This window comes from Bradyrhizobium sp. (assembly GCF_035652035.1).
Taxonomy (GTDB): Bacteria; Pseudomonadota; Alphaproteobacteria; order Rhizobiales; family Xanthobacteraceae; genus Bradyrhizobium.
The window spans coordinates 68,336-94,035 of the sequence record NZ_DASREO010000008.1; the positions used below are offsets into that span (position 1 = coordinate 68,336).

A 25,700-nucleotide genomic window follows, 5' to 3' on the forward strand; every position below is an offset into this window, starting at 1 on the left:
GAACTCTCGCGGATCACACCAACGCCCACTTCGATAAGCCTAACTGCCGGGGTTCCGCAAGCGGCGATCTTGACGGAGCAGCAAGCCATTCACGCTTGCGGCGACGATCACCAGAAGCAGCGTGACGGCCATGATCACTTGAATGTTCTGCAAGCCGATCGCGGTCATCAGGAGATAGCCGAGGCCGCGCTGCGAACCAAACATTTCGCCGAGAATGGTGCCGATCAGGGTCAACGAAAATCCGAGGCGGATTCCGGAGAAGATATCGGGCAGCACAGCCGGGAGCAGCACCGAGCGGATCATGTCCCACCGCGTCAGCCGCATCGCGGCCGCCGTTCGGATCAGGATCGGCGGCACGCTGCCGCAGGCCGTGAGGGTGAAGATCGCCACAGGCACGACGCCGTGAATGGCGCCGAAGGCGATCTTGGCGGGCATGCCGATGCCGAAGATCAACAATACGATCGGATAGAGCGCGATCTTCGGAATGGAGTTGCCGGCAAGCAGAAATGGCTCGAATACTTCCGCGGCCGTCCGGCTGATGCCCAGCATCAACCCGATTGCGAGCCCAGCGACAATGGCGATCATGAGCGCGATGACAAAGGCCATGCCGGTCTCGGCGATATGGCCCCAGAAGCGCTCGGTTTGCAGCAATTTCCCGAGATAGAGAATGGTTTCGCCCGGCGGCAGCAAAGCATTGCGGCCGACCAGCCAGAACGTGATCTGCCAGGCGATCAGCAGGGTCACAACAAGAAACAACGACGGATAATTCTCGACCAGTCGACGCATCAGCCGCGCTCCCGGCGTGCGCGCAAGCTGCGTTCCCAGTGGTCGAGGCTGAAGTTGACGGCGACTGCGATCAGGAGGATCAGCAGGATCAGCGGGTACATGACGTTGTTGTCGAGATTGTCGTAGGCAAAGCGGATCTCATAGCCAAGGCCGGTATTGGACATGATGAACTCGGCGCCGATGACGCCGATGAAGGCATAAGCGACTGCAAGCTTCACGCCCGTGAACAGATAGGGCGCCGCATAGGGCAGCGTGACGCTGCGAACGCTCTCGACCGGCCCCAGCTGAAGCACGCGGGCGGTCTTGGCGAGCACGGCTGGGACGCTGTCGAGCCCGGCCAGTGCGCTCACGATCATCGACACCACCGCAAGCATGAAGCCGATCGTCACCTGCGGCGCGTCGCCGAGGCCGAACACGACGATGAACAGCGGATAGAAGGCATAGATCGGGATCGCGTAATAGGTCGAGAACAACGGCTCCAGAAGTGCCCGCAGCGCGCGGGCGCGGTGCAAGGCGGCCCCGGCCGCTGTTCCAACGGCAACCGCCAGCACAATGGCCAAGGCAACATTGGATAATGTCTTGAGGATCGCGGCGGTAAATGTGCCGTGCGCCAATATTCCCCAAAGGCCGATAGCAATCACGCTCGGTGCCGGCAGGGTCAGCGGCGGGATGATGCGTTCGCGGCAAAGAGCCTCCAGCGCCACCAAGGGAAGCAGAACCGCAAGCCCCCTGTAGAAGAAGATGCGCATGTCAGGATGACGCCGGCTTCAGCGCATGCATCGATTGCGCCCGCAACAGCGTCCACAAACGAGCGGTGATTGCGCCAAATTCCGGTACCGAAACGATCTCGCTGTCGCGCTCCCGCGGCCAGGCGGTTTCGATGACTTCCATGATCCGTCCGGGCCGGGCCGACATCACGGCGACGCGATCTGCGAGCATTGCCGCTTCATCGAGTGCATGAGTGATCAGCAAAACCGTTGCGCCGGTCGCCCTCCAGATGCGCAATAGTTCATCGCCCATCAGAAGCCGGGTCTGCTGGTCGAGTGCGCCGAAGGGTTCGTCGAGCAAGATCAGGCGGGGTTGCATCACGAGCGTCCGTGCGATGCAGACGCGCTGGCGCATACCGCCGGAAAGTTGCGCGGGAAAGGCGCGTGCGAAATCCTTTAGTCCCATCAGTTGCAGGGCATATTGCAGCCGCCGCTCGATCTCGGTTGCATCGACCGGCTGCCGGCGCAAGCCGAATGTGATGTTGTCGGCAACATTGAGCCAGGGAAAACAGGCATTCTCCTGAAACACCACGCCGACGCCATCAGGCACTTTGTCTTGGATCGGCTTGCCTTCGAACGTCGCGGCGCCTGAAGAGGGCGTGGCGAGGCCGGCGATGATGTCGAGCAAGGTCGACTTCCCGCAACCGGACGGGCCGACCACCGCAAAGAACTCACCCTGACGAAGTTCGAGGTCGATCGGGCCCAGGGCCTCTATTCGACCGAGCTTGGATTCAAAGACCTTGGTGACGCCGTTGAGCGCGACGTGGGTCGCAGGCGGGGCTTCCACTAATAGTCTTTCTTCAAATCGTCAGCGAGAAAGCTGCGATCGATCATCTTGTCCCAGTTCGGCGTGCCCGAATAAGCCCCGACACTGCGTTGCGCCGCGATCATGCCATCCATCCCCTTGATGTCGAAGCGGCCCGTTCCCCAATAGGGGCGCGTTGCGCCAGACGCCATTGTAGTAAGGTTATGCACGGCCTGACGGGCAATGGTGGGGTCGAGATCGTAAATCTTTGCGACGATATCGCCGGCTTCGTCGGGATGGGCGTACATGAACTCGACCGCCTTGCGGCGGGCCCGCAGCACGGCCCGCAGGAAGTCGCCATGCTCAGCGATCGCCTTCCCGGTGGCGACGCCGATGACGTTGCAGAGCGGAGGGAGCACGTCGTTGGCACGGACGACGGTGCGCAGCTTGGCGCTGTTCTTCGACCAGACGGGATCGGCGAGCGTCGCGACATCGATGGCACCGATATCCAGCGCCACCACCTGTTCGCCGAAGCCGCCGACCTTGGTCGGACTGACGTCGGCCTGAGTGAGGCCGATGGTCTGAACCAGCAGCACGTTGAGCGCCTGGCTGGTTGAGCGCGGATTGGTGTAACCGATCTTGTGTCCCTTGAAATCGGCGAGGCTTTTGATCGGCGAATCCGGTTTCACCGCCCAGACGAATTCGCCGACGGTCAGCACGTTGTCGCTGATGATGTGGAGATCATTGCCTTGCTCGATTGCGGCTACGGTGCCGGCCAGATCGACCTCGCCGTAATCGAGATTGCCGCCGAGCAGGTTGCGGATCGTCGTGCCGCCGCCATTGGAGGAGAGAATGCCGGTGACGTCGGCTCCTTCCTGCTTGAAGAAGCCCTTTTCCATCGCGACCGCGTAGGGCATGCCGTTGGCGGCAATTCCGTAATTGCTCACCACGATCTGCTCGGCCCGCGCCGGGGCGATAAAAATGAAAGCGGCCAAAGCCGCGCAGCATATCAGGCGCCGTCGCATCCCCATCATCGTGCGCTTCTCCCTGCCGGCCATCTCGGGTGGCCCTTGCATGGTATTTTCGTCAGCGCGGCCGGAACTGCAAGAGGTGTCGGCGAACGAAGGCCTTCGATTTTCGGATTAGCCGAACTCGGCGCTGCCGGGACGGCCGAGGGCAAATTGACCGACCGAACCCTCAACGGAGAAATCGAGGCCAGTCATGTGGGCGAAGCGATCGATATTGTTGGTGCCGATGGCGCAGCCGCCAAGCCCCATATCGGTCGCCGACAGGTAAAGCGTTTGCGTCAGCACGCCGACGTCCTTGAGGATCAGGGAATAGGCGACAGAGCTGTATTTCCAGGAGACCCGGCCGAAGCGTGCCGCAATGACGACCAGGATTTGCGGAAGGCCCGATGAACCAATGGCCAATTCAGCATCCGTGAGCTGCGCGTCGAGCTCATGGGTGCGGACTTCGATTGATGTCAGTGCATGCCTTTCGGCATCATAGTGGTAAAATCCACGCGCCAGCCCATCGCATTTGTTGACCGCAAGATAGAGCTCGAGCTCATAGGCCGCACCTCCTGACGGGTAGGGACGGGAGGCATAGGACACCTCAGGACCTTCCTCGTCCATCTCGGCAGGAGCCGTCCATTGCGCGCGCACGCGGGCGGCGGTTTGCAGAAGCGCCGCAAGCTCGCCCAGCGTGATGGGATGCTCGTCGTCGAAGTCACGCACCGAATGCCGCGCATCGAGGAGGGATGCGAACGGTGAAGGCGCAACGGCAGGTGTTGCCGCGCCTTTCAGATCGATGGACCGTCCCGGCCATGGCGGCCGCACGGCCGGCGGCGGCGCCATGAGACTGGAGTAGGAGTAAATCCCGCCGATTGGATTGGCCTGTCGTCCATCTGTGCTGCGGGTATGAAACAGAAGGTCGTGGAAGTCCCACAGCACAAGGTTGGGATCGCCCTCCGATGGACGCAGACCGTCAGCGTCCGTAGCCTTGAGCTTGAACAGGATCTGGCAATCCAGCAGCAGACCTAGAAACTCCAATCCGGGAAAGCCGCGCTCCTTGCGGTATCGGTTGATCTTCTGCGGTTGCGAGAGAGCGGCGAGGGCGGAAATCATCTTCGGATCGTCGATCCTGAACAGCGCGCCCGCGCGCGGCGATTCCAGTACCATTTCCTTGCCACGCCGCCGTATGTAGGCAAACCGCGACAACGCGAGCGTATCCGTATCGCCGATCTTCGAGATTTGCGGCCAGTAATCCGCAACCTGCGGCTCGATCACGATGTGGTCGCTTCCGCCGCGCGCGGGTCCGAGGCGATATTCCAGAAGGCCGCTCCGCGCCAATCGCCTGGCCAGGAGATCGATCTCCTTGTCGGCCGGGCTGCTGCGGCCGGTCGGGGCCAGCGGCAATCCGCTGCGAAATTCGCCGAGGCGCTTCTGGACCGCAAGCGAGAAATTTCCGAGGCCTTGCGCATATTCGCCGATGCGGGCGAGGAGGGATCCGTCGGCCTGTGCCTCAAGCGTGACCTGGGCATTCAAGCGCGCAGCAAGAACCGGCGTTGCCGTCTTGCGCGTGCTCGTTTTTTGGGGCGCGGCCAAGCCGATTTGCTCCCTCTAGGTGTGAGGCAGGAAGGGCGTCAGCTCGTTCTCCGCCATCGGCGTCTCGCGCAGACCGAGCTTGACCGGGATATCGTAGAGGCGGCCCGGCCCGAAGCGGCGATAGAAGTGGCGCAAGCCCGGCACGATCACGCGAACGACCGATGTCTCGACGTCAGGCCGTGTCTGATCGAGAACAAGAAAATCGAGGCCAGCCTGTCGCGCGACCTCGACGCAGGCATCGACCTGCTTTCGGGTATTGTCGAGGGGGCCGAATTTCGAGCCGGTGACGATCGGTGCTGCGGGCCGGCCATTTGGAAGCAGGAACGGGTAGTTGCTCAATTGCAATGGCGTGACGTTGTCGAGACTCGGCTTTTCGCCCGACCCGCCGTTCATCAAGCCGATCGACATAAACTGGTTGAGTTCGGTCAGCGTGCGCAACAAGGCGATGCGGCTGTCGAAATGAGCGCCGGAGCCGAATTCGATATTTTCGTGCCCGTTCTGCATCCAGTGCAACAGCGCGACATAGGTGGGAATGCCGAGGTCGCTGGTGATATCGAGCACCCACAGCTTCCGGCCCTGATCGGCAAGCTGGCGCCGCAAATCCTGAACATAGGAATCGTCGAACTGATTGAGGTCGAGCTCTTCACGCTGGAGCCGGTTGTACCACCAGATCGCGTAGGCATCGCGCTCGACGAGCTCGAGGAAGCCCTGAACGATGGCTTCCTGCACCGTGTTGCCGGCCGCGCAGCCGTTGGAATCGGCGGCATAGAAACCCGGGCCGCCACCGTAGAAGAAGAACATCAGGCTGGTCGGCAGATACTTGAAGCGCTGGTCGCGCAACGACCAGACCGGCGTCCACTCCATTTCTGCGGAAGGGTCGAAGCGGTCGGGCACGGGGTGGGAATCGCCCGGCTCGGCGTCGGGCGAGGCATATTGCGCATCGCTGAAGAGCAGCACGTCTTCGGGATTGAGCGCTTCGCCGGGGTCAAAGTCGATGAAGCGCTTGCTGGTGCGGATTTCGTCGGCCTGGAAAATACCGGAATAGCGCTCGATCGCTTCCATCAAGGCGCTGGCTTCGGCCTGTTCGGCGGTCGAGCCCTTGCCGAAACTGCCGCCCGTGAGTCCTTCGCGCAGCGCGTCGACATTCGTCGCAGGTCCGGAAAAGTTGTGGTCCGCGAAATAGTTCGTATTCAGCGGCAGGTCGGCCTCGATCCGCTCCAGTTTCTTGACGACGCCCGTGAGCGGGCTGACATGCTTGCGGAAACGCGCCACCGTGGTACGTGGCGACACCGAGCGGAATCCGCCGCTCGTCATCGTCAGCTTGAGGCCGGGCCCAAGCTCGATCGGCGCCGGTGCGCGGCGCGGATCGCGCAGTTTCTTGCTGCCGCAGGACGGGCATTGCGGACGATGCGCCACATAATGCTTGACGGTCGTCGAACCGAGCAAATCCTGGCTGATGATGTGATTGTTCAGCTCGGTACGAAAGCCGCTGGCAATGGCCTTGGCGACTTCAAGGGCTGCGAATTGAACGGCATGTTGACCGAGCGGATTGCGGGCCAAAGGCGACACCGAGACCGGTTGCGTGCCGTTGCGATCCAGGAATCCCTTCACCTCGCGGTTTCGGATCATGCGATCGAACAAGCACGTCCAGCAAGGACCTTTGCCCGGATCGAGCACGGGCCCGACAAGCGGAAAGGCGCCGGATGGTTGGACCAGAAGCCAGGCCGTGCCGTCGGACAAACGCTTCTTGTTCAGTTCGGCAAGCTGCTGCTCGAGGTAATCATTGACGAGTGTCACGGTCAAATCGGCGTTACGCGAGACGATACGAACGCCGAGGTCGCTCAGCGCTTTCGTGAACTCTTTTGCGCCTTGAACATCGATCGCCTCGACCCGCACGCGGCAGCCGGCGAGGTTCTGCTCGGCCATGCCGGGCGGCAATCCAAGGCTTGCCCAATAGCCGGCCTGGACTGTGTTTGATGTGGCAGACGCCTCGACGATGTATTGGCGTTCGATCAGGCGCTTAAGCGCTTCCTCGACTTTCTCGGGCGGAAAACGCTTCCCGAGCTCGACGACAAGCTGCTGCAGGCTTTTCCCGCCTTTGCCGATTGCGGTGGCCAGCGCGCAGTACAGCTCACCATGCAGGAAGAATTTGCGATCTTCGGAATACAGGCAGACCTGATCCGGCGGAAGCGTATAGACAGTGAAATTCGGGGCGAACTGTGCGATGTCCTTCGCGCGGCGCGATGATGCGGCCTTGCGCTTGGGCTTCGAGGGAGCGGTCTTGCGTTTGGCTTTCATGGGTCAACACACGGGACTTGGCCTGCGACGCCGGGTCTGCAAATGCAGGAATGTCTCTTGGATCAGGAAATGACCCTAATCCAATCGGCGAGCGGATGTTCTTTGGCGATAGGACAATTCAGCGGGATCGTGGTGTCGGCGAACAGGGAGACCATGGGAGATGCGGGAAGCACACATGGATAGGCCGGGTCGACGGTGTCGAGCCCGGCCATGATTGTTCGCGTCGATCACGCGAGGCAGATGACCCCGATTAGCACCACGGCCGGCAACCGCCCCAAGAGAGACACCAGCCGACGCCGCAGCCACCGCATCCGCCGCACCCGCGGCATCCGCGACAACCGCATCCGCGGCAACCACGGCAGCCGCCGCAACCGCGGCACCCGCAACCGCGGGCGAGCTGGATGTTGCCTTCCTTCGCGTCCGCCGTGCTTTCCTTGTCGAACACGTAGAAGGTCGCGAGGCTGACGTCGGCGATTTCTTCCTCGCCGAGTGTAATCTGCTGATTGGGGGAATAGTTCGTCGACTGCGCTACGTCATTGGCCGGCACAGTTGCCGCTGACGCACCGCCCACCATCGAGAACGTCAAGCCGGCTGCGCCCAGAGCGGGCAGCGCGGCCTTTACACGCTTCTTCGAAGACTGTCGTGCCATTATTGGAATCCTCCATTTTCTCGCAAGCGGTTCGAGTAGGATAACTCTACTGCAAGGGCTGCACCCCCGCAAGATTACGGGGCTTCACGAAAGCCCGAAAGCCTGCCGGACAGTCCAAATTTCACATTCATGAATGATGTCTTCGGCACTATCCATTCATGCTCTATTCATCATTCCCGGCGTTGGACAGTGGTGCCACCACCTGAACGTTGAGTATCGGCGAAGCAACGGTCGGAAAGGTACTCAGTTCCGAACCGTCAGGCGAATAGTCGCCGTCTCAGCCGATGGCTCAACGCAAGGTTAAGTCGTGCCTTGCAGTGCACAGGTTCAACCAGTACGGCTGGACCACGCTACCAAGCTTTTTGCAGCCGCGAACGGAGATGTCGGACTTGGCAAATGATCCCAGCTACTTTTGCTGGTACGAGCTGCTCACCACCGATATGGCTGCGGCTACGAAATTCTATCGCGATGTGGTCGGCTGGAGCGCGCTGCCCTCGTCGACCACGCGGGTGCCGTACACACTGTTCAAAGCCGATGATAGCGCCACCGCGGGTCTGCTGGAGTTGCCGCCAGAGGCCCTGAAAACGGGCGCGCAGCCAAGGTGGATGGGATATGTCGGCGTGTCCGACACGCACGCTGCGGCCGACCACATCAAGCGCCTGGGCGGTATGATCTACGTGCCGCCGACCGATGCCAATATCGGCCGGATTTCGGTTGTGACCGACTCACATTCCGCGTTGTTTGCCGTGATCAGTCAGCCGCAGGTCGCAGTGCAGCAACCGACGGATTCGGGAAAGCCCGGCCGTTTCGGCTGGCATGAACTTTTCGCAACCGATCTGCAGAAGCAAAGCAGGTTCTACCGCGAGCTCTTCGCCTGGCAGCAAAACGACACCGAGGACCGTTTCGCTGACGCCTATCTGACTTTTTCGGCCGGCGGGCAAGTCGTCGCCAGCGCACTTAAAAGCACCGACCCAACTCCGTTCTGGCTGTTTTATATCAATGTCGAGGACATCGATGCCGCAGTTGAGCGGGTGATTGCCGCAGGCGGCCGGGCTGGGTACAACGACTCGGAGATGCCCAGCGGGATGAGGATCGCCTATTGCAGCGATCCGCAAGGCGCACCCTTTGCCCTTCAGGGCTTGCGAAGCCAAGAGCCACAGATCGGCTGGACCACGGAATGGCAAGGCTTTTCTTCGCGCGGCCAATTGGTCGCGCCGAAGAAGAAGTAAGCGCTCGAGTTTCGCGCTTACGCGGGCTTCGGCGCGGGCGGCACCTTGACCGGCTTATCCTGTCGCTTCGACCATGAGATGTAGTAGGCGACGACGGTCATGATCGCGATGCCGGTGATGCTGACGAAAAGCTGCGCGAAGAACGAGCCCGAACTCATCATCAATTCGAAATGTCCGACAAAGGACAGGAAGACGCCGACGCAGAACACGGCAAGCGACTGCTGACCGCAGACGATCACCGGATCGAATATCTTCCACTCCAGCCCCTTCCAGTCTTTCGGCAGGAAGCGGATGACGAGGATGACGATCACGACGAAATGCAGGAAACGATAGGGCGCGAGATTGGTCTTGTCGTTCGGGTTGAAGCTCGAATACAGCCAGTCAGGGAACAACGCGCCGAAATCCGCAAAGCGGCCCGCCATGGTCATGACCAGCGCAAACAGAAGATAGGCGATGCAGAAGTAGAGCGTGATCGGAGAATCGATCACTCGGCGGTTCTTCCTCGCGCCGCCCAGCGCGCACCACGATCCGAAAACGAACAGGACCTGCCAGCAATACGGATTGAAATACCAGGTGCCGGCGGGATAGGACCGAAAATTCCAGCCGAAATGCCGGGCAAGCAGCCACAGCACGATCGAGGCGATCATCGTGAGGTCGGGTTGGCGCAGCATGATCCAGAGGATCGGCGGAAAGAAACCCATCAGCACGATGTAGAGCGGCAAGACGTCCAGGTTGACCGGCTTGAACTTGAGCAGCAAACCCTGGCGCAGCGTCTCGGTGGCCTGATCGACGAGGCCTGAGACGTTAAATTCGTTGATGATCTCGGAGTCGCCGAACCGCAGCGCCAGATAGCTTATCGAGGCGATGTAGATGACGAACAGAATGATGTGGGCGACGTAGAGCTGCCAGACCCGTTTGGTCAGGCGCGTGGCGCCGACAATGAAGCCGCGCTCGATCATCATCCGCGCGTAGACGAATGAGGCCGTGTAGCCCGAAATGAACACGAACAGGTCGGCCGCGTCGCTGAAGCCCCAGTTCCTGGTCGTGATCCAGTTCACGACATTGTCCGGAATGTGGTCGAGAAAAATCGCCCAGTTGGCGATGCCGCGAAACAGATCGAGCCGGAGGTCGCGTCCTTTTTCCGGCAAAGTGGCGTTAATTTTCATAGGTGCCGTTTTCGATGTGAAAGCGTCTCTTGGGACAGGCGGTGGGCGGGGCATCGGCCGTAGGTCCGGCCAAGATTGTCACCGGACGACATAATGAATATACCATTTTGCCAGATGTTTCATCACAGGCTGGAGAATCAGGGATTTCGGCCGGGGATAGATTTTCACAAGTCCCGACCGTTCCGAATTCGCTCCGCCGATTCCTCATGAGGGTTGACCGTCCATGACCGCCCGAATTTTCAAGCCTGCCAAAAATGCGATGCAATCCGGCAAGGCCAAGACCAAGGACTGGCAGCTCGACTATGAACCGGAACAGCCGCGTTTCGTCGAGCCGTTGATGGGCTGGACCAGTTCGGGCGACATGAAGCAGCAGGTCACCCTTCGCTTCGAGACCAAGGAAGAGGCCGTCGCCTATTGCGAGCGCGAGGGCATTCCCTACCAAGTGTTTGAGCCGAAGGATTCGGCGCTCCGGCAGATCGCCTACGCCGACAATTTTGCATTCCGTCGTGGCGAGCCTTGGACGCACTGAGGCGCGGACGAGCGAAAGATCGAATTCGAGGGGACGCGAGGCCCGAGAAAGGCATGCGGCTGCGGGCGCCAAAAGCACATCAAAATAGGCCCTTAAGAGCCTGATCTAGCAAAATTTTCTGGCCTATCCCCTTGATAGGCCGTTTTGCTGGTTGCGCAAGTCGCCAGCGCGATGGCACGCTGAACTTTGCGCAAATCGCGGCGCACCTCAAATTGCCGGAAGCCATGCCGCTCCATTCCAGTATCAATCCAGCCTCATCCGAATTTGCCCGCAATGCCGACGTGATGAAGTCGCTGGTCGCTGAGCTTCGCCAAAAGCTCGATTCCGTGGCCGGTGGTGGCGGCGAGGCTTCGCGCAAGCGCCACACGTCGCGTGGCAAGATGCTGGCGCGCGAGCGTGTCGATCTCCTGCTCGATCCCGGCACCGCCTTCCTCGAACTCTCACCGCTGGCAGCCAACGATCTCTACGGCGGCGATGTGCATTCGGCGAGCATCGTCACCGGCGTGGGGCGAATATCGGGGCGCGAATGCGTGGTCGTCGCCAACGATGCCACCATCAAGGGCGGCACCTATTATCCGATGACCGTGAAAAAGCATCTGCGGGCGCAGGACGTCGCGCGGCAGAATAATCTGCCTTGCGTCTACATGGTCGATTCCGGCGGCGCCTTCCTGCCGCAGCAGGACGAGATCTTCCCCGATGAGCGGCATTTCGGCCGCATCTTCTACAATCAGGCGCAGATGTCCGCAGCTGGCATTCCCCAGATCGCGATCGTGATGGGCTCGTGCACGGCCGGCGGCGCTTACGTTCCGGCGATGTCGGACGAGAGCATTATCGTGCGCAATCAGGGCACGATTTTTCTCGGCGGCCCGCCGCTGGTGAAAGCCGCGACCGGCGAGGTGGTCACGGCGGAGGAATTGGGTGGCGCCGACGTTCATTCGCGGCAGTCGGGCGTGACCGATCACTACGCACAAAACGATTCCCATGCGATCGGAATCGCACGGCGGATCGTCGCAACGCTGAAGCAACCGGCCCGAGCTCAGTTGAACATGCGCGAGGTGCGCGAGCCGCTGTTTCCGGCCGAGGAAATCTACGGCGTCGTTTCCGCCGATGGCCGCAAGCCGTTCGACGTGCGCGATATCATCGCGCGGCTGGTTGACGGCTCTGAGTTCGACGAATTCAAGAAGCTCTATGGCCAGACATTGGTCTGCGGCTTTGCCCATATCTGGGGCTATCCGGTCGGCATCATCGCCAACAACGGCATCCTGTTCAGCGAGAGTTCGCTGAAGGGCGCGCATTTCATCGAGCTGTGCTGCCAGCGGCAAATTCCGTTGGTGTTCCTGCAAAACATCACCGGCTTCATGGTGGGCAAGAAATATGAAGCCGGCGGCATTGCGCGTGACGGTGCGAAGCTCGTGACGGCGGTTGCGACCGCCAATGTGCCGAAATTCACCGTCGTGATCGGCGGCTCCTACGGCGCCGGCAATTACGGCATGTGCGGCCGCGCCTATAGCCCGCGTTTCCTTTGGATGTGGCCGAATGCGCGCATCTCCGTGATGGGCGGCGAGCAGGCTGCGATGGTTTTGAGCCAGGTTCGGCGCGACAATATCGAGGCCAAGGGCGAAAGCTGGTCGGCCGAGGAAGAAGAGAAGTTTCAGGCGCCGATTCGCGCACAGTACGAAAAGCAGGGCAGTCCCTATTACGCGACTGCGCGCCTCTGGGACGACGGCGTGATCGATCCCGCCGATACGCGACTAGTGCTCGGCCTTGGTCTTTCGGCTGCAACCAATGCGCCGATCGAGCCGACGAAGTTCGGCCTGTTCAGGATGTGACGATGGACCGGTTAAAGCTCTACCGGCGTTTTCGCACCCTCCTGGTCGCCAATCGCGGCGAGATTGCCGTGCGCGTCATCCGCACCGCCAGGACCATGGGTCTGCGGACCGTTGCCGTCTATTCGGAAGCCGATCGCAACGCACTGCACGTGGCGATGGCCGATGAAGCGGTTCTGCTCGGCCCGTCGCGCGCCCGCGAAAGCTATCTCAGCATCGGGCGGGTGATCGAGGCAGCGGGCCAGAGCGGTGCTGAAGCCATCCATCCCGGTTACGGCTTCCTGTCGGAGAACGCTGAGTTCGCGGACGCTTGCGCGAAAGCCGGCATTGTCTTTGTCGGTCCGACGGGAGCGATGATGAGGGCGATGGGCTCGAAATCGGGCTCTAAAGAGCTGATGGAGCAGGCGGGCGTGCCGCTGGTGCCCGGCTATCACGGCGCGGCGCAGGACGAAGCCACGCTTGCCCAGGCGGCGGCAAGGATCGGCTTCCCGGTTCTGGTCAAGGCATCCGCTGGTGGCGGCGGCCGCGGCATGCGCATCGTGCGCACAGCGAAGGAGCTTGCGGCTTCGATCGAGAGTGCCAAGCGCGAGGCCAAGGCAGCATTCGGCGACGACCGGATGCTGATCGAAAAGCTGGTCGAAAACCCACGGCACATCGAGGTGCAGGTGATCGGCGACAGCCACGGCAATCTGCTGTCGCTGTTCGAGCGCGAATGCACGCTGCAACGACGCCATCAGAAGGTGATCGAGGAGGCGCCGTCGCCGACGCTGAATGCCGCGCAGCGCGATGCCGTCTGTGCGGCGGCCCGCAAGGCGGCTGCCGCCGTCGACTATGTCGGCGCTGGCACGATCGAGTTCGTCTCCAACGGCAAGGACGTGTTCTTCATCGAGATGAACACACGCTTGCAGGTCGAACATCCCGTCACCGAGTTGATCACGGGCATCGATCTCGTCGAGTGGCAGTTGCGCGTAGCCGCCGGCGAAAAACTGCCGGTGACGCAGGATCAGATCACGCTTCGCGGTCATGCGATCGAGGCGCGGGTCTACGCGGAAAACCCGGACAAGAATTTCATGCCGTCAGTCGGCACGATCCGAAGCTGGAACATGCCTGAGCAGCGAGGTGGTTTGCGTATCGATGCAGGGTATCGTGCGGGCGATACGGTCTCGCCCCATTACGACGCGATGCTCGCCAAGGTGATCGCCTTCGCGCCGACGCGCGATGCCGCGATCGACCGGCTCGGCAGCGCGCTGGAACAATCGGATGTGCGCGGCGTGGTCACCAATATTCCGTTTCTGGCCGCGCTGGTCAGTCATCCCGCGGTGCGCGCGAACGTCATCGATACCGGCTTTATCGAGCGCGAGCTGAAGCATCTCACTGCCAGCCCGAAGCAGCCTGCAGACCTCGAATTCGCGGCTGCCGTAGCCGCGATCCTCCAGGAGGAGGCCAAAGCGGCCATGGACGTCGCGAAATCACCTTGGGGCACGGCGGGCTGGATGCCGGTCGGGCGCCGTCAGCGGGTCTTTGCGTTCCGCTACGCTGACGGCGAGCAGAAGGTGGCCCTGCATTATGGCAAGAGATCCTCGACGCTCGTGATCGGGAAGCACGAAATCGGCTTTGCCGTCGCGCCGGGTCTCTCGGGGGGGATTGATCTCACGCTGGACGGGACCAAATCCCAGGTGATGGCGATGCTCGAAGGCCACGAGTTATATGTGCGGACCCGCAATGGCCGTTTCGATCTGCATTGGATCGATCCGTTCGGCGGCGACACCGAGGAGCAGGTCGGCGAGGACCGGATCGTGGCGCCGCTCCCGGGGACGGTCGTGGCGCTGCTGGCGGACGTCGGCGCGAAGCTTGAAAAGGGTGCGCCGATCCTGACCCTTGAAGTCATGAAGATGGAACAGACGTTGCGGGCGCCGTTCGCTGGCGTCCTGAAGGTCATCAAATGCAAGGTCGGCGATATCGTCGGCGAAGGCGTCGAACTGGCCGAGATCGAACCGGCGTAAGAGCGAATGACCATGAGTGATCAGGTGCGCATCGTCGAAGTCGGCCCGCGCGACGGCCTCCAGAATGAGAAGGCACAGGTCACCGTGGACGCGCGCGTTGCCTTTATCGAGGCCTTGCTCGCCGCAGGTCTCCATACGGTCGAGGTCGGGGCGTTCGTCTCACCGAAGGCCATCCCGCAGATGGTTGGCTCCGACGAGGTGCTGAGGCGCGTGAGCCGTCACGCTGGCGGTGAATTTCATGTGCTGGTGCCGAACGAGAAAGGCTATGAGGCCGCGCGCGCTGCTGGCGCCAAGGTCATTGCGGTGTTCGGCTCGGCGTCGGAAGGTTTTTCACGCGCCAACATCAATTGCTCGGTCGCCGAATCGATCGAGCGCTTCAAGCCGGTGATCGCGCGGGCCCGCGCCGATGGCCTCAAGGTGCGCGGCTATGTCTCCTGCGTGCTCGGCTGTCCCTATGACGGCGAGGTCAAGCCGAAGGCGGTCGTCGACGTTGCCAGGGTTCTCTGGGATCTCGGTTGCTACGAAGTCTCTCTCGGCGACACAATCGGGGTGGGCACACCGACGAAGGCGCGAGAGTTACTGCGCGCTGTGACGGGTCATGTGCCGATGGCGAATCTCTCAATGCATTTCCATGACACTTACGGTCAGGCACTTTCCAATCTCTATGCCGGAATGGAAGAGGGCTGCCGCGTGATCGATTCTGCGGCCGGCGGCCTCGGCGGATGTCCCTACGCGCCGGGCGCAACCGGCAATGTCGCCACCGAAGACGTCGTCTACATGCTGGATGGCATGGGCGTCGCCACCGGCGTCGATATGACGAAGCTTTTAAGGGCGACCAACGAAATCAGCAAATTGATTGGCCGGCCGCCGGTCAGCCGCGTCGCGGCCGCGCTCAATGCGAAGCAGCGCGCAAACCGCTAGCCTATCGGCTCCCGTCCGGTCCCATCACGAGGTTCGGCAGCCAGGTCGAGATTTCCGGCACGAAGCACAGGATCAGCACGGCCAGCATCATCAGCAGCACGAACGGTAGCGTGCCGAAGATCACGTCGCGCAGGGGAATGTCAGGTGCGACATTGCGGATCACGAAAATATTCAGACCGACCGGCGGGTGAATCAGCCCCATCTCCATCACGATGGTCATCACGACGCCGAACCAGATGATGTCAAAGCCGGCCGCCCGCAACGGCGGCAGGATGATCGGCGCGGTCATGAGGATGATCGAAACCGGCGGCAGGAAGAAACCGAGGACCACGACCAGGACCAGGACCGCGGCCAGCAATTCCCAGCGCGGCAGATGCATGGCGACGACGGATTCGGCGGCCGACTGCGAGATGTGCAGATAGCTCATCACGTAGGAATAAAGCAGTGACATGCCGATGATCAGCATCAGCATAGTGGATTCGCGGATCGTCGAGGTGAGGATCGGCGCGAGGTCCTTCGGGCGCCATACGCTGTAAATCATCGCGATCAGGACCAAAGCGAGGAGGCCGCCAAGGCCGGCCGTCTCCGACGGCGTGGCGTAGCCGCCGTAGAGCGCAATCATCACACCGGTCAGCAGCAACACGAACGGCAGAACCCGCGGCAACGCGCCGAAGCGCTCCGCCATCGTGAACTTGTCATGGACCAGGATCGCCGATTCCTTGCCGGTCTTTTCATAAGCAAGGCTCGCCGCCGCATACTCCTTGCGAAAGCGGATTACCGCATAGCCGCCGAACAGCGAGACCAGCAAAAGCGCCGGACCGATGCCGGCCAGAAACAGGCGGCCGAGCGACTTTTCCGCCGACACGGCAAACAGGATCATGGTGATCGAGGGCGGCAGCAGAATGCCGAGCGTGCCGCCGGCGGCAATGATTCCGGCCGCAAAGCCGCCGGAATAGCCACGCTTGCGCATCTCGGGAATGCCGGCCGAGCCGATCGCCGAACAAGTGGCCGGCGAGGATCCAGCCATTGCTGCGAACAGAGCGCAGGCGAACACGTTCGCCACGCCCAGGCCGCCGGGCACGCGGTGCAGCCACGCGTGGATCGCGGAATAAAGGTCCTGGCCCGCGCGGGACTTGCCGATCGCCGCACCCTTCAGAATGAAGAGCGGGATCGACAGCAGCGTGATCGAGGCCATTTCCTCGTAAACGTTCTGCGTCACCGTATCGAGCGAAGCCGCCGGCATGTAGATGCCCATGAACACGACGGCAACGGCGCCAAGCGCAAAGGCGATCGGCATGCCAGAGAACATCGCAAACAGGGTCGCGAGCCCGTAGGAGATCCCAATTCCGAAAACGGTCATCGCCGCGTTGCTCCGGCAATCGGCGCGATGATCTGCAGCAGAATTTGGACACACAACAGCGTCATGCCGAGTGCCATCAGGCCATAGGGAATATCGAGCGGCGGCGACCACATCGAGTTCGAGACCTGGCCGTCGTCCCAAGCCTCATAAGTCAGCGTCCATGATTTCCAGGCGAAGAAGGTGCAGAACGCAAAGCTCGCAACATCAACCAGCCACAGCCGGACACGATTGGCGAGCGGCGACAAAAGGCTGACAAAGGCCTCGATGCCGATATGGCCGCGCTGCTGCTGGACCCAGGCCGACGTCATGAAGGCGGTGCCGACCAAGAGGAACACCGCCGCTTCATCCTGCCAATAATTCGGCATCTGAAACAGTTCCCGGGTGAGCACGCTGTAGCTGAGAACGAGGCATGCCGAGATCATGGCGATCGAAGCGAGAACGACGATGACCCGGTTGCACCAGGTCAGAAGATAGTCGATCGCCGCGACCGGCCAGGGGGCGGTCGCGGCGATCGTCGGATTTTCTCGATCCGGAAGCGGACCGTGCATCATGCCGTAACGTCAGATGCGAGTTTCAAGAGCTGGGCGGACGTCGCAGTCTTGGCGCCGTAATCCTTCCACGCCGTATCGCGCGCGATATCGCGCCACTTGTTGACGATCGTCGAGTCGAGTTCGCTGACCTTGGCGCCGGCCTTGGCGTAGACCTTGGCGACTTCCGAATCGTCTTCCTGCGCTCCCTTGCGGCCGAAGGATTCCAGCTCCGTGCCGAGCTTCAGGATCGTGTCCTGATGATTTTTCGGCAAGCCGTCGAAAATCGACTTCGACATCAGAAGCGGTTCGAGCATGAACCAATAGGACGCCTTGGCGCCTGAAGTGAGGGCTTTGGAGACCTCTTCGAGCCGGAACGAGATCAGGCTGGTGGAGGAGGTGATGCCGGCATCGCAGGCGCCGGTCTGCATGGCGGCGTAGAGGTCGTTGGACGGCACCGACAGCACGGCAGCGCCCGCGGTCTGAAGCACCATGTCCATTTCGCGCGAACCGCCGCGGACCTTCAGGCCCTTGGCGTCTTCCGGCAGCACCAGCGGGCGCGAGCGGCTGGCGACGCCGCCGGCCTGCCAGACCCAGCTCAGGATGATGATGCCCTTGTCGGCGAGGAAATCGGTCAGCGTCTTGCCGACCGCGTTCTTCTTCCAGTTCATGCCCTGGTCGTAGGTCGAGACGAGGCCGGGCATCAGCGCGATGTTGGTCTCCGGCAATTCGCCGCCGGCATAGGGCAGGGGGTAGAGGCTGATGTCGAGCGCACCTTTTCGCATCGCCGAGAATTGCGCATTGGTCTTGACCAGCGACGAGTTCGGATAGACGTCGGCCGTGATCTCACCGCCGGTGCGTTTGGCAAGCTCCGCCGCAAAGGTGCGGCACAGCCGGTCGCGGAAATCGCCCTTGTCGATCGTCCCGCCCGGGAATTGATGCGAGATCTTCAGTGTGGTGGCGGCATGGGCCGTGCCGATCCCGAAGCGCAGGATGGCAGGCGCGGCAAGTGTGGATGCAAGGATGTGGCGACGCGTGTACATGTTAACCCTCCCTGGGGCAAAGGCTCGGCGTTTTCCGCGCTGGATATTCCGGATGGAGCGTAGGACGGACGGTGGCTTATACCCGCCCATAATCTCGGTGGCTGTTGTCGAAAAGTCTGAGACGGACAATCGCGCATATTGGTGCGCCGCAAACTGTGGCAAAATTGCTGAGGACTGGCGGTTATTTCAAAATTTAGGGTTTAACCATTAGCCCCAACCGCCGCTTGCCTTGTCACAGGGCAAAACTTTTTTCAATGCCGCGGTAACGAAAGCTGCCCGGGGATCGTCGATAGGATGGCGGCCCATGCCGTCATCACCGGTTTTCAAAACCTTTCTGAGAGGAATCTATCGATGACCATCAGCACCCGTATCGCGCTCGGAATCTCGGCTGCCGCGCTCTCGCTCAGCCTGGCGCTGGCCCCCGCCTTCGCCATGGACGACATGAAGAAGGACGACGGCATGAAGAAGGACACCATGTCGAAGGACTCCATGAAGAAGGACGACGGCATGAAGAAAGACACGATGTCCAAGGATTCCATGAAGAAGGACGACGGCATGATGAAAAAGGACAACAAGTAAGCATCCGTCGCCACCGCGCGTTGCTGGCAGGCTCGCCCGCAGTGGCGGGTCTGTCGGCCCCGCGGAGCCTGTTCTATCGACCGAGACCTCTTCCGTCAGGCCCGATCCCGGGGGATGACAACGCGATGACCGTCGATATGCGCTTGGCCCTTCGCTTTGCCGCGATGCCCATGTTTCTCAACATGGCTTTCACCTCCACCGCATCGGCGCAGGATGCCATGCAGCGCGACCTGATGTTCAGGGAATCGCTACTGCGCAAAACGTCGCCCCAACAGCAGCCGGGCTTGCAAGCCGAGCCGGGCATGGCAGAGCCGGTCAATGTGGCGCGGCCCCGTCCGAGGCGGCCTCAGCGCCAAAAGCCCTGACCCGCAGACCCGGCGGCTCAACGCGCCTCATGGCGGCAGCGACTTCTTCAACTCCAACTGCACCCCGGACGTATCCGCCACAACCTCGGGCGCGATAGTCCAGGCAGTGATCGCGATCAACATCATCAGAATCGCAAGGGTCAACGCACTGACACTCGCCGCCAGGTAACGTTTCGACGCTTTGTACATGGAACGCTCACGCTGTGATCCTCCCCAGGGCAGCGTTTGACGGCGTCACTGACTCGCGGGGCAAGTTCGTGGCGCCTAAACGGCGATTTCCGGGCCAGTTTCCGCTGCCGGCGAGGCAACGGAATCGTGGCGGTCCCAGCAGGATTCGAACCTGCAACCCCGCGGACTTCCAGCGTGTCGCTTGGCCGTCGTTTAAAGCCTGTATGACGACTTGGGGGCGGTTTGACGGGGGCGTCATGAAGCACGTTGTTGTCGGCCTTGCATTGGCAATGAGCACAGGAGTTGTCAGTTCGGCGCAGGCCTTATGTATTTATGCCGACCGGCAGTATTCCGAAGGCGCCACCCTCTGTATTTCGCCGATCGCGACCCAGACGTGCACGAGCAGCGGCAGCTGGACCAAACTGGAACTGCCGCAGACGCAGCCCAATTCCTGCGAAAGGGCTTATCAGACGCCGAACTCCGTGACAGTCAGCGTCTCGCCGGATCGGCGGCGCGATAACTGAAGCTTGAGCGCTTTTTGCTGGCGATCCCGGCAGGATTCGAACCTGCAACCCGCGGAGTAGAAATCCGCTACTCTATCCAGTTGAGCTACGGGATCGCTTGGGGGCGGCTTATAGCACCGAATGTAAAAATTTCGCATTCCACCGAAGGACTTCCGAACCAATTTCAGTGCGCCGGCGACAAAACCCTGGGCAGGCCGACGGCCGGCCCTGCCTCGGCTCGCGCGCCCGACGGCCGCGCGGCTTTAAGGTTTCCAAGGCTTTCGACAAATGTCGGATATGACTTTTTCGCAGCTTCGTATCCCTGCCACGAGTCCGTCACCTTTTAGCGCACTTCTTCGTCATCGGCGGCCCTTTGGCCGCTACCTTGGAGCTCCATCATGATCGGTTTGGTTCGGGCGGCATTGATTGGCGCCACGCTGGCGTTTGGCCTGATTTCGGCGCAAGCCGCCGACAAGCCCTTCAAGCGCGACGACCTCGCCGATTCCGCAATCAAGCTCGAGGCCCAGATCAAGACGGAGGCGGGCGCCGTCAACAAGTCCGGCGCCGCGCTGAAAGCCGATGCGGACACAGCCTTCCGCCGGAACGACATGCGGACGGGCTTGCAGATTCTCGGGCAGATCGCCGCCACAGCGCCTGACGACAGCGGCAACTGGCTAAAACTCGCCCGGACCATTTTCCAGATCAAGCCGGCCAACGGAAGCGAGCAGACGTTCCTGCTCGAACGCGCTTCGACTGCGGCCTACATCGCCTATCAGCGCGCCGCCAATGCGGGCGACGAGGCTGACGCTTTGGCTGTGCTCGGCCGGGCCTTGTCCGACCGAAAGCTGTGGCGGCCGTCGCTCGATGCCCTAAGGCTTTCGCTCGACCTGCGCGAGGTCGCCGATGTGCGCGTCCAATACGAAAAAATGCGCGATGAGCATGGCTTCCGGCTGCTCGATTACACGATCGACTCCGATTCAGTTTCGCCACGGGCCTGTTTCCAGTTCTCCGAGGAACTCGCCAAGCGCACCGACTTCACGCCGTTTGTGGCGCTTGCCGGCAACGACAAGCCGGCCCTTACGTCCGAAGGCAAGCAGCTTTGCGTCGACGGGCTGAAGCATGGCGAGCGCCATAACATCAACCTGCGCGCCGGTTTGCCGTCGACCGTCAAAGAAGGCCTGCCGAAGTCGGCGGAGTTCAACGTCTATGTCCGCGACCGCAAGCCGTTCGTCCGCTTTACCGGGCGCGCCTACGTGCTCCCGCGCACCGGCCAGCGCGGCATTCCCGTGGTGAGCGTCAATACGCCGTCGGTGTCGATCAACGTGTTCCGAATTGGCGACCGCAACCTGATCAACGCCGTCATCGACGGTAACTTTCAGCGCGCATTGAGCCGCTACGAACTTTCGACCCTTGGCGATGAGCGCGGCGTCAAGGTCTGGACCGGGCAGCTCGCAACCGCGATGACGCTGAACCAGGACGTCACGACGGCTTTTCCGGTCGATGAAGCCCTCGGCACTATGCAGCCTGGCGTCTATGTGATGACCGCGGCCGCCAAGGGGCCGGGCAGCGACGCCGGCGATGACGAGGGCGGCGAGTCGGCTACGCAATGGTTCATCGTCTCCGACCTGGGCCTCGCGGCGTTCTCCGGCAATGATGGCATCCATGTCTTCGTGAATTCACTGGCCTCGACCGAAGCCATCGCCAAGGCCGAGGTTCGCCTGGTGGCGCGCAACAACGAAATTCTCGCGACCCGCAAGACCGACGACAGTGGTCATGCGGTGTTCGAGGCGGGCCTTGCGCGTGGCGAGGGCGGGCTTTCGCCGGCGATGCTCACCGTCTCAACCGACAAGGCCGACTATGCCTTTCTCAGCCTGAAATCGAGCGCGTTCGATTTGTCGGATCGCGGCGTTGCGGGCAGGGCGGTGCCTGCCGGCGCGGATGCCTTCGTTTATGCCGAACGTGGCGTCTACCGTTCCAACGAAACCGTCTATCTCACCGCCCTTTTGCGCGACGGTCTGGGCAATGCCATTTCCGGCGGACCGCTGACGCTGGTGATCGAGCGCCCGGATGGCGTCGAATTCCGCCGCACAGTGCTGCAAGATCAAGGCGCTGGCGGAAGGACGCTTGCAGTCGCGCTCAACTCGGCCGTCCCGGCTGGCACCTGGCGGGTGCGCGCCTTCACTGATCCCAAGGGCAATTCGGTGGGCGAGACGACCTTCATGGTCGAGGACTACATCCCCGAGCGCATCGATTTCGCAGTCACCAGCAAGGACAAGCAGATCAAGGTCGATGCTCCCGTAGAACTTAAAGTGGATGGCCATTTCCTCTATGGCGCACCAGCTTCCGGGCTTCAGCTCGAAGGCGACATGCTGGTGGCGACCGCTGACGAGAGGCCGGGTTTTCCCGGCTATCAGTTCGGCGTGGCCGATGAGGAAAACGCCAGCAATGAGCGCACGCCGATCGAAAGCCTTCCCGAGACTGACGCCAATGGCGTGGCCACCTTCCCGGTGAGCCTCGCAAAGCCGCCAACCTCGACCCGTCCGCAGGAAGCGCAGATCTTCGTTCGTATGGCGGAAGCAGGCGGCCGCGCGGTGGAACGCAAGATCGTGCTGCCGGTCGCGCCGACGTCGGCGATGATCGGCGTGAAGCCGTTGTTCGGTGACAAGAACGTCGCCGAAGGCGACAAGGCCGCATTCGACGTGGTGTTCGTCTCTCCCGATGGCAAGTCGCTGGCGCGCGACGGCCTGCGCTACGAGTTGTTGAAGCTCGAGTCCCGCTATCAGTGGTACCGTCAGAATTCGTCCTGGGAATTTGAGCCGGTCAAATCGACCAAGCGCGTCGCCGATGGCGATCTCACGGTCGCGGCCAATGAGCCCGCGCGCATCACGCTCGCACCCCAGCCGGGACGCTATCGCCTCGACGTCAAATCGGCCGATGCCGATGGTCCGTTGACCTCTGTGCAATTCGACGTCGGCTGGTACTCCGAGGGCGGCGCCGATACGCCGGATCTACTGGAAACCTCGATCGACAAGCCGGAATATCAGTCCGGCGACACCATGGTTGTCTCGGTCAATGCGCGTTCGGCCGGCAAGCTCACGGTCAACGTTCTCGGCGATCGCCTGCTGATGACGCAGACCACAGACGTCAAGGAAGGCACCGCGCAGGTCAAAATTCCGGTCGGCAAGGACTGGGGTAGCGGCGCCTATGTGGTTGCGACCTTGCGCCGTCCGCTCGATGCGGCCGCCCAGCGCATGCCCGGCCGTGCGATCGGTCTGAAATGGTTCGGCATCGACAAGAAGGCGCGGACCCTTCAGGTCAACCTGACGCCGCCCGCGCTGGTGCGTCCGAACACCACGATGAAGTTGCCGGTGAAATTAACCGGTCTCAATCCCGGCGAGGACGCCGAGGTGGTCGTGGCCGCGGTCGATGTCGGCATCCTCAACCTTACCAACTACAAGCCACCGGCTCCTGACGACTACTATCTCGGTCAGCGCCGCCTGACCGCGGAAATCCGCGACCTCTATGGCCAGTTGATCGACGGCATGCAGGGCACCCGCGGTCAGCTGAAGACCGGCGGTGACAGCGCAGGCGCCGAATTGCAGGGCAGCCCGCCCAGCCAAAAGCCGCTGGCGCTCTATTCCGGGATCGTAACCGTCGCTGCCGACGGCACTGCCGAGATCAGTTTCGACATTCCCGAATTTGCCGGCACCGCGCGCGTCATGGCGGTGGCATGGACCGCGACCAAGCTTGGCCGCGCCACGGTCGATGTTACCGTGCGCGATCCCGTGGTGCTGACCGCGACGCTGCCGCGTTTCCTGCTCAACGGCGATCACGGCATGATGAGTTACGATCTCGACAATGTCGAAGGCGCGCCTGGCGACTACGCCGTCAGCGTCAAGACCTCCGGGCCGGTGAAGGTCAGCGGCAATCCGGTGACATCTGCGAAATTGGCCGCCAAGCAGCGGACCTCGATGTCGCTGGCGCTCGATGCGGCTGGCGCCGGCACGGCCACGCTCGACGTCGATATCAAGGGACCAAACGGGCTGACGCTTGCGCGGCACTACGCGCTGGACGTGAAGCCGGCGACACAAGTGCTGACGCGGCGTTCGGTGCGAACGTTGGCGAAAGGCGAGAGCCTGACGCTGACCTCCGACATGTTCTCCGATCTAGTCGTCGGCACCGGCACCGTCTCGGTTTCCGCGAGCCTTTCCAGCGCACTTGATGCGGCGACCATTCTGAAAGCGCTCGACCGCTATCCCTACGGCTGTTCGGAACAGATCACGAGCCGCGCGATGCCGTTGCTTTACGTCAACGATCTCGCGGCTGGCGCGCATCTGGCGATGGATACCGCGATCGACCAGCGCATCCGCGATGCCATCGATCGGCTGCTGGCGCGGCAGGGTTCGAACGGCTCGTTCGGCCTGTGGTCGGCCGGCGGTGACGATCCCTGGCTCGATGCTTACGTGACCGACTTCCTGACGCGGGCGCGCGAAAAGGGATTTACCGTACCGGACGTGCTGTTCCGCAGCGCGCTCGACCGCATCCGCAACTCGGTCGTCAACGCCGAGGAGCCGGAAAAGGATGGCGGAAAAAACCTCTCCTACGGCCTCTATGTGCTCGCCCGCAACGGCACCGCGCCGATCGGCGACTTGCGTTATCTCGCCGATACCAAGCTCAACAATCTGGCGACCCCGATTGCAAAAGCACAACTGGCCGCAGCGCTCGCACTTGTCGGCGACAAAGCGCGCGCGGAGCGGGTCTACGCGGCCGCCGCCGACAGCCTTGCACCAAAGCCGGTGCTGGAATTTGGCCGAGTCGACTACGGCAGCGCCTTGCGTGACGCGGCGGCGCTGGTGTCACTGGCCGGCGAGGGCAATGCTCCCAAGGCAACCCTGATGCAGGCGGTGTCGCGCGTTGAAGCGGCGCGCGGGCTTTCGTCTTACACCTCGACCCAGGAAAATGCCTGGCTGGTGCTGGCGTCGCGCGCGCTGGCCAACGAGACCATGGCGCTCGATGTCGATGGGAACCCAATCAAGACCGCGCTCTATCGCAGCTACAAGGCGGCGGAGATGTCAGGCAAACCGGTCAAGATCACCAACACCGGCGATGCGCCGATCCAGACAGTGGTCTCGGTTGGCGGTTCGCCGATGACGCCTGAGCCCGCAGCATCGAATGGCTTCAAGATCGAGCGCAATTATTTCACGCTCGACGGCAAGCCGGCCGACGTCGCGAAGGTCAAGCAGAACGACCGCTTTGCAGTCGTGCTCAAGATCACTGAGGCAAAACCGGAGTTCGGCCACATCATGGTGGCGGATTATCTACCGGCTGGTTTTGAGATCGACAATCCGCATCTCGTCTCGTCCGGTGATACGGGCACGCTGTCGTGGATCGAAGACGGCGAGGAGCCTCAAAACACCGAGTTCCGCGACGATCGGTTCACGGCGGCGATTGATCGCGCCGCCAACGACAAGTCGATCTTCACGGTCGCTTATGTGGTGCGGGCAGTTTCGCCGGGCAAATATGTGCTGCCGCAGGCTTATGTCGAGGACATGTACAATCCCTCGCGCTATGGCCGTACAGGAACGGGCTCGATCGAGGTGCGTTCGGCCAAATGAGCGCGGAGGTCGAGG

21 protein-coding genes and 1 tRNA gene are annotated in these 25,700 nt (G+C 61.8%); 9 read left to right on the forward strand and 13 right to left on the reverse strand.

Annotated features, from left to right (window positions below):
* Positions 1-39: 39 nt before the first annotated feature.
* The 7 genes from VFB05_RS02950 to VFB05_RS02980 form a co-directional block, all read right to left on the reverse strand.
* Complete coding sequence (locus VFB05_RS02950) at positions 40-786, reverse strand: ABC transporter permease (protein ID WP_325008597.1); 747 nt, start codon at positions 784-786, stop codon at positions 40-42.
* The gene (locus tag VFB05_RS02955) at positions 786-1,535 is read right to left on the reverse strand and encodes an ABC transporter permease (protein WP_325008599.1); all 750 of its coding nucleotides are present in this window, start codon (positions 1,533-1,535) and stop codon (positions 786-788) included. Before VFB05_RS02955 ends, VFB05_RS02950 begins: the two co-directional genes overlap by 1 nt.
* A gap of 1 nt (position 1,536) precedes the next feature.
* Positions 1,537-2,340: an ABC transporter ATP-binding protein gene (locus VFB05_RS02960; RefSeq protein ID WP_325008601.1), complete on the reverse strand. Its 804-nt coding sequence runs from the start codon at positions 2,338-2,340 to the stop codon at positions 1,537-1,539.
* Positions 2,340-3,374, reverse strand: coding sequence for an ABC transporter substrate-binding protein (locus VFB05_RS02965; RefSeq protein ID WP_325008603.1), 1,035 nt, complete (start codon positions 3,372-3,374; stop codon positions 2,340-2,342). The genes VFB05_RS02960 and VFB05_RS02965 overlap by 1 nt, the downstream gene beginning before the upstream one ends.
* 66 nt (positions 3,375-3,440) lie before the next feature.
* Positions 3,441-4,904: a SagB family peptide dehydrogenase gene (locus tag VFB05_RS02970; protein ID WP_325008605.1), complete on the reverse strand. Its 1,464-nt coding sequence runs from the start codon at positions 4,902-4,904 to the stop codon at positions 3,441-3,443.
* A 15-nt stretch (positions 4,905-4,919) separates the two neighbouring features.
* The gene (locus VFB05_RS02975; RefSeq protein WP_325008608.1) at positions 4,920-7,202 is read right to left on the reverse strand and encodes a TOMM precursor leader peptide-binding protein; all 2,283 of its coding nucleotides are present in this window, start codon (positions 7,200-7,202) and stop codon (positions 4,920-4,922) included.
* A 250-nt stretch (positions 7,203-7,452) separates the two neighbouring features.
* Complete coding sequence (locus VFB05_RS02980; protein ID WP_325008610.1) at positions 7,453-7,851, reverse strand: hypothetical protein; 399 nt, start codon at positions 7,849-7,851, stop codon at positions 7,453-7,455.
* Positions 7,852-8,231: 380 nt separating this feature from the next.
* Between VFB05_RS02980 and VFB05_RS02985 the strand changes: the two genes are divergently transcribed.
* Complete coding sequence (locus VFB05_RS02985) at positions 8,232-9,080, forward strand: VOC family protein (protein ID WP_325008612.1); 849 nt, start codon at positions 8,232-8,234, stop codon at positions 9,078-9,080.
* Positions 9,081-9,097: 17 nt separating this feature from the next.
* Here the strand turns inward: VFB05_RS02985 and VFB05_RS02990 are convergent, their stop codons facing one another.
* The gene (locus tag VFB05_RS02990) at positions 9,098-10,246 is read right to left on the reverse strand and encodes an OpgC domain-containing protein (protein ID WP_325008615.1); all 1,149 of its coding nucleotides are present in this window, start codon (positions 10,244-10,246) and stop codon (positions 9,098-9,100) included.
* A 223-nt stretch (positions 10,247-10,469) separates the two neighbouring features.
* Here VFB05_RS02990 and VFB05_RS02995 point away from each other — a divergent pair, with 223 nt between their 5' ends.
* The 4 genes from VFB05_RS02995 to VFB05_RS03010 all read left to right on the forward strand — a co-directional run bounded on the left by VFB05_RS02995 (position 10,470) and on the right by VFB05_RS03010 (position 15,525).
* A complete protein-coding gene (locus VFB05_RS02995) occupies positions 10,470-10,775 on the forward strand; it encodes an ETC complex I subunit (protein WP_325008617.1) in 306 nt (101 codons plus the stop codon).
* Positions 10,776-10,999: 224 nt separating this feature from the next.
* A complete protein-coding gene (locus VFB05_RS03000) occupies positions 11,000-12,604 on the forward strand; it encodes a carboxyl transferase domain-containing protein (RefSeq protein WP_325008619.1) in 1,605 nt (534 codons plus the stop codon).
* 2 nt (positions 12,605-12,606) lie between these two features.
* The gene (locus tag VFB05_RS03005; RefSeq protein ID WP_325008621.1) at positions 12,607-14,604 is read left to right on the forward strand and encodes an acetyl-CoA carboxylase biotin carboxylase subunit; all 1,998 of its coding nucleotides are present in this window, start codon (positions 12,607-12,609) and stop codon (positions 14,602-14,604) included.
* Between the two features lie 12 nt (positions 14,605-14,616).
* Positions 14,617-15,525 carry a hydroxymethylglutaryl-CoA lyase gene (locus tag VFB05_RS03010; protein WP_325008623.1) on the forward strand — a complete coding sequence of 303 codons (909 nt, stop codon included), beginning with the start codon at positions 14,617-14,619 and terminating at the stop codon, positions 15,523-15,525.
* A gap of 1 nt (position 15,526) precedes the next feature.
* Here VFB05_RS03010 and VFB05_RS03015 read toward each other — a convergent pair whose 3' ends face one another.
* Genes VFB05_RS03015 through dctP form a run of 3 tightly spaced genes read right to left on the reverse strand, consistent with a single transcriptional unit; the run spans position 15,527 to position 18,455 of the window.
* A complete protein-coding gene (locus VFB05_RS03015; protein WP_325008625.1) occupies positions 15,527-16,885 on the reverse strand; it encodes a TRAP transporter large permease in 1,359 nt (452 codons plus the stop codon).
* Positions 16,882-17,436, reverse strand: coding sequence for a TRAP transporter small permease (locus tag VFB05_RS03020; RefSeq protein WP_325008627.1), 555 nt, complete (start codon positions 17,434-17,436; stop codon positions 16,882-16,884). Before VFB05_RS03020 ends, VFB05_RS03015 begins: the two co-directional genes overlap by 4 nt.
* Complete coding sequence (gene dctP / locus VFB05_RS03025; protein ID WP_325008629.1) at positions 17,433-18,455, reverse strand: TRAP transporter substrate-binding protein DctP; 1,023 nt, start codon at positions 18,453-18,455, stop codon at positions 17,433-17,435. The genes VFB05_RS03020 and dctP overlap by 4 nt, the downstream gene beginning before the upstream one ends.
* Before the next feature lie 351 nt (positions 18,456-18,806).
* Between dctP and VFB05_RS03030 the strand changes: the two genes are divergently transcribed.
* Together VFB05_RS03030 and VFB05_RS03035 are read left to right on the forward strand one after the other, a co-directional pair.
* A complete protein-coding gene (locus tag VFB05_RS03030) occupies positions 18,807-19,034 on the forward strand; it encodes a pentapeptide MXKDX repeat protein (RefSeq protein WP_325008631.1) in 228 nt (75 codons plus the stop codon).
* A 125-nt stretch (positions 19,035-19,159) separates the two neighbouring features.
* Positions 19,160-19,399, forward strand: coding sequence for a hypothetical protein (locus tag VFB05_RS03035; protein WP_325008633.1), 240 nt, complete (start codon positions 19,160-19,162; stop codon positions 19,397-19,399).
* 27 nt (positions 19,400-19,426) lie between these two features.
* On the opposite strand, the gene VFB05_RS03040 is transcribed toward VFB05_RS03035, so the two are convergent.
* A complete protein-coding gene (locus VFB05_RS03040; protein WP_325008635.1) occupies positions 19,427-19,588 on the reverse strand; it encodes a hypothetical protein in 162 nt (53 codons plus the stop codon).
* 236 nt (positions 19,589-19,824) lie between these two features.
* On the opposite strand from VFB05_RS03040, the gene VFB05_RS03045 reads away from it, so the two are divergent.
* Positions 19,825-20,091, forward strand: a complete 267-nt coding sequence (locus VFB05_RS03045; protein ID WP_325008637.1) for a DUF1496 domain-containing protein — start codon at positions 19,825-19,827, stop codon at positions 20,089-20,091.
* Between the two features lie 18 nt (positions 20,092-20,109).
* Here VFB05_RS03045 and VFB05_RS03050 read toward each other — a convergent pair.
* A tRNA-Arg gene (locus VFB05_RS03050) sits at positions 20,110-20,186 on the reverse strand.
* Positions 20,187-20,468: 282 nt separating this feature from the next.
* Here VFB05_RS03050 and VFB05_RS03055 point away from each other — a divergent pair.
* The gene (locus VFB05_RS03055; protein WP_325008640.1) at positions 20,469-25,685 is read left to right on the forward strand and encodes an alpha-2-macroglobulin; all 5,217 of its coding nucleotides are present in this window, start codon (positions 20,469-20,471) and stop codon (positions 25,683-25,685) included.
* Positions 25,686-25,700 lie beyond the last annotated feature (15 nt).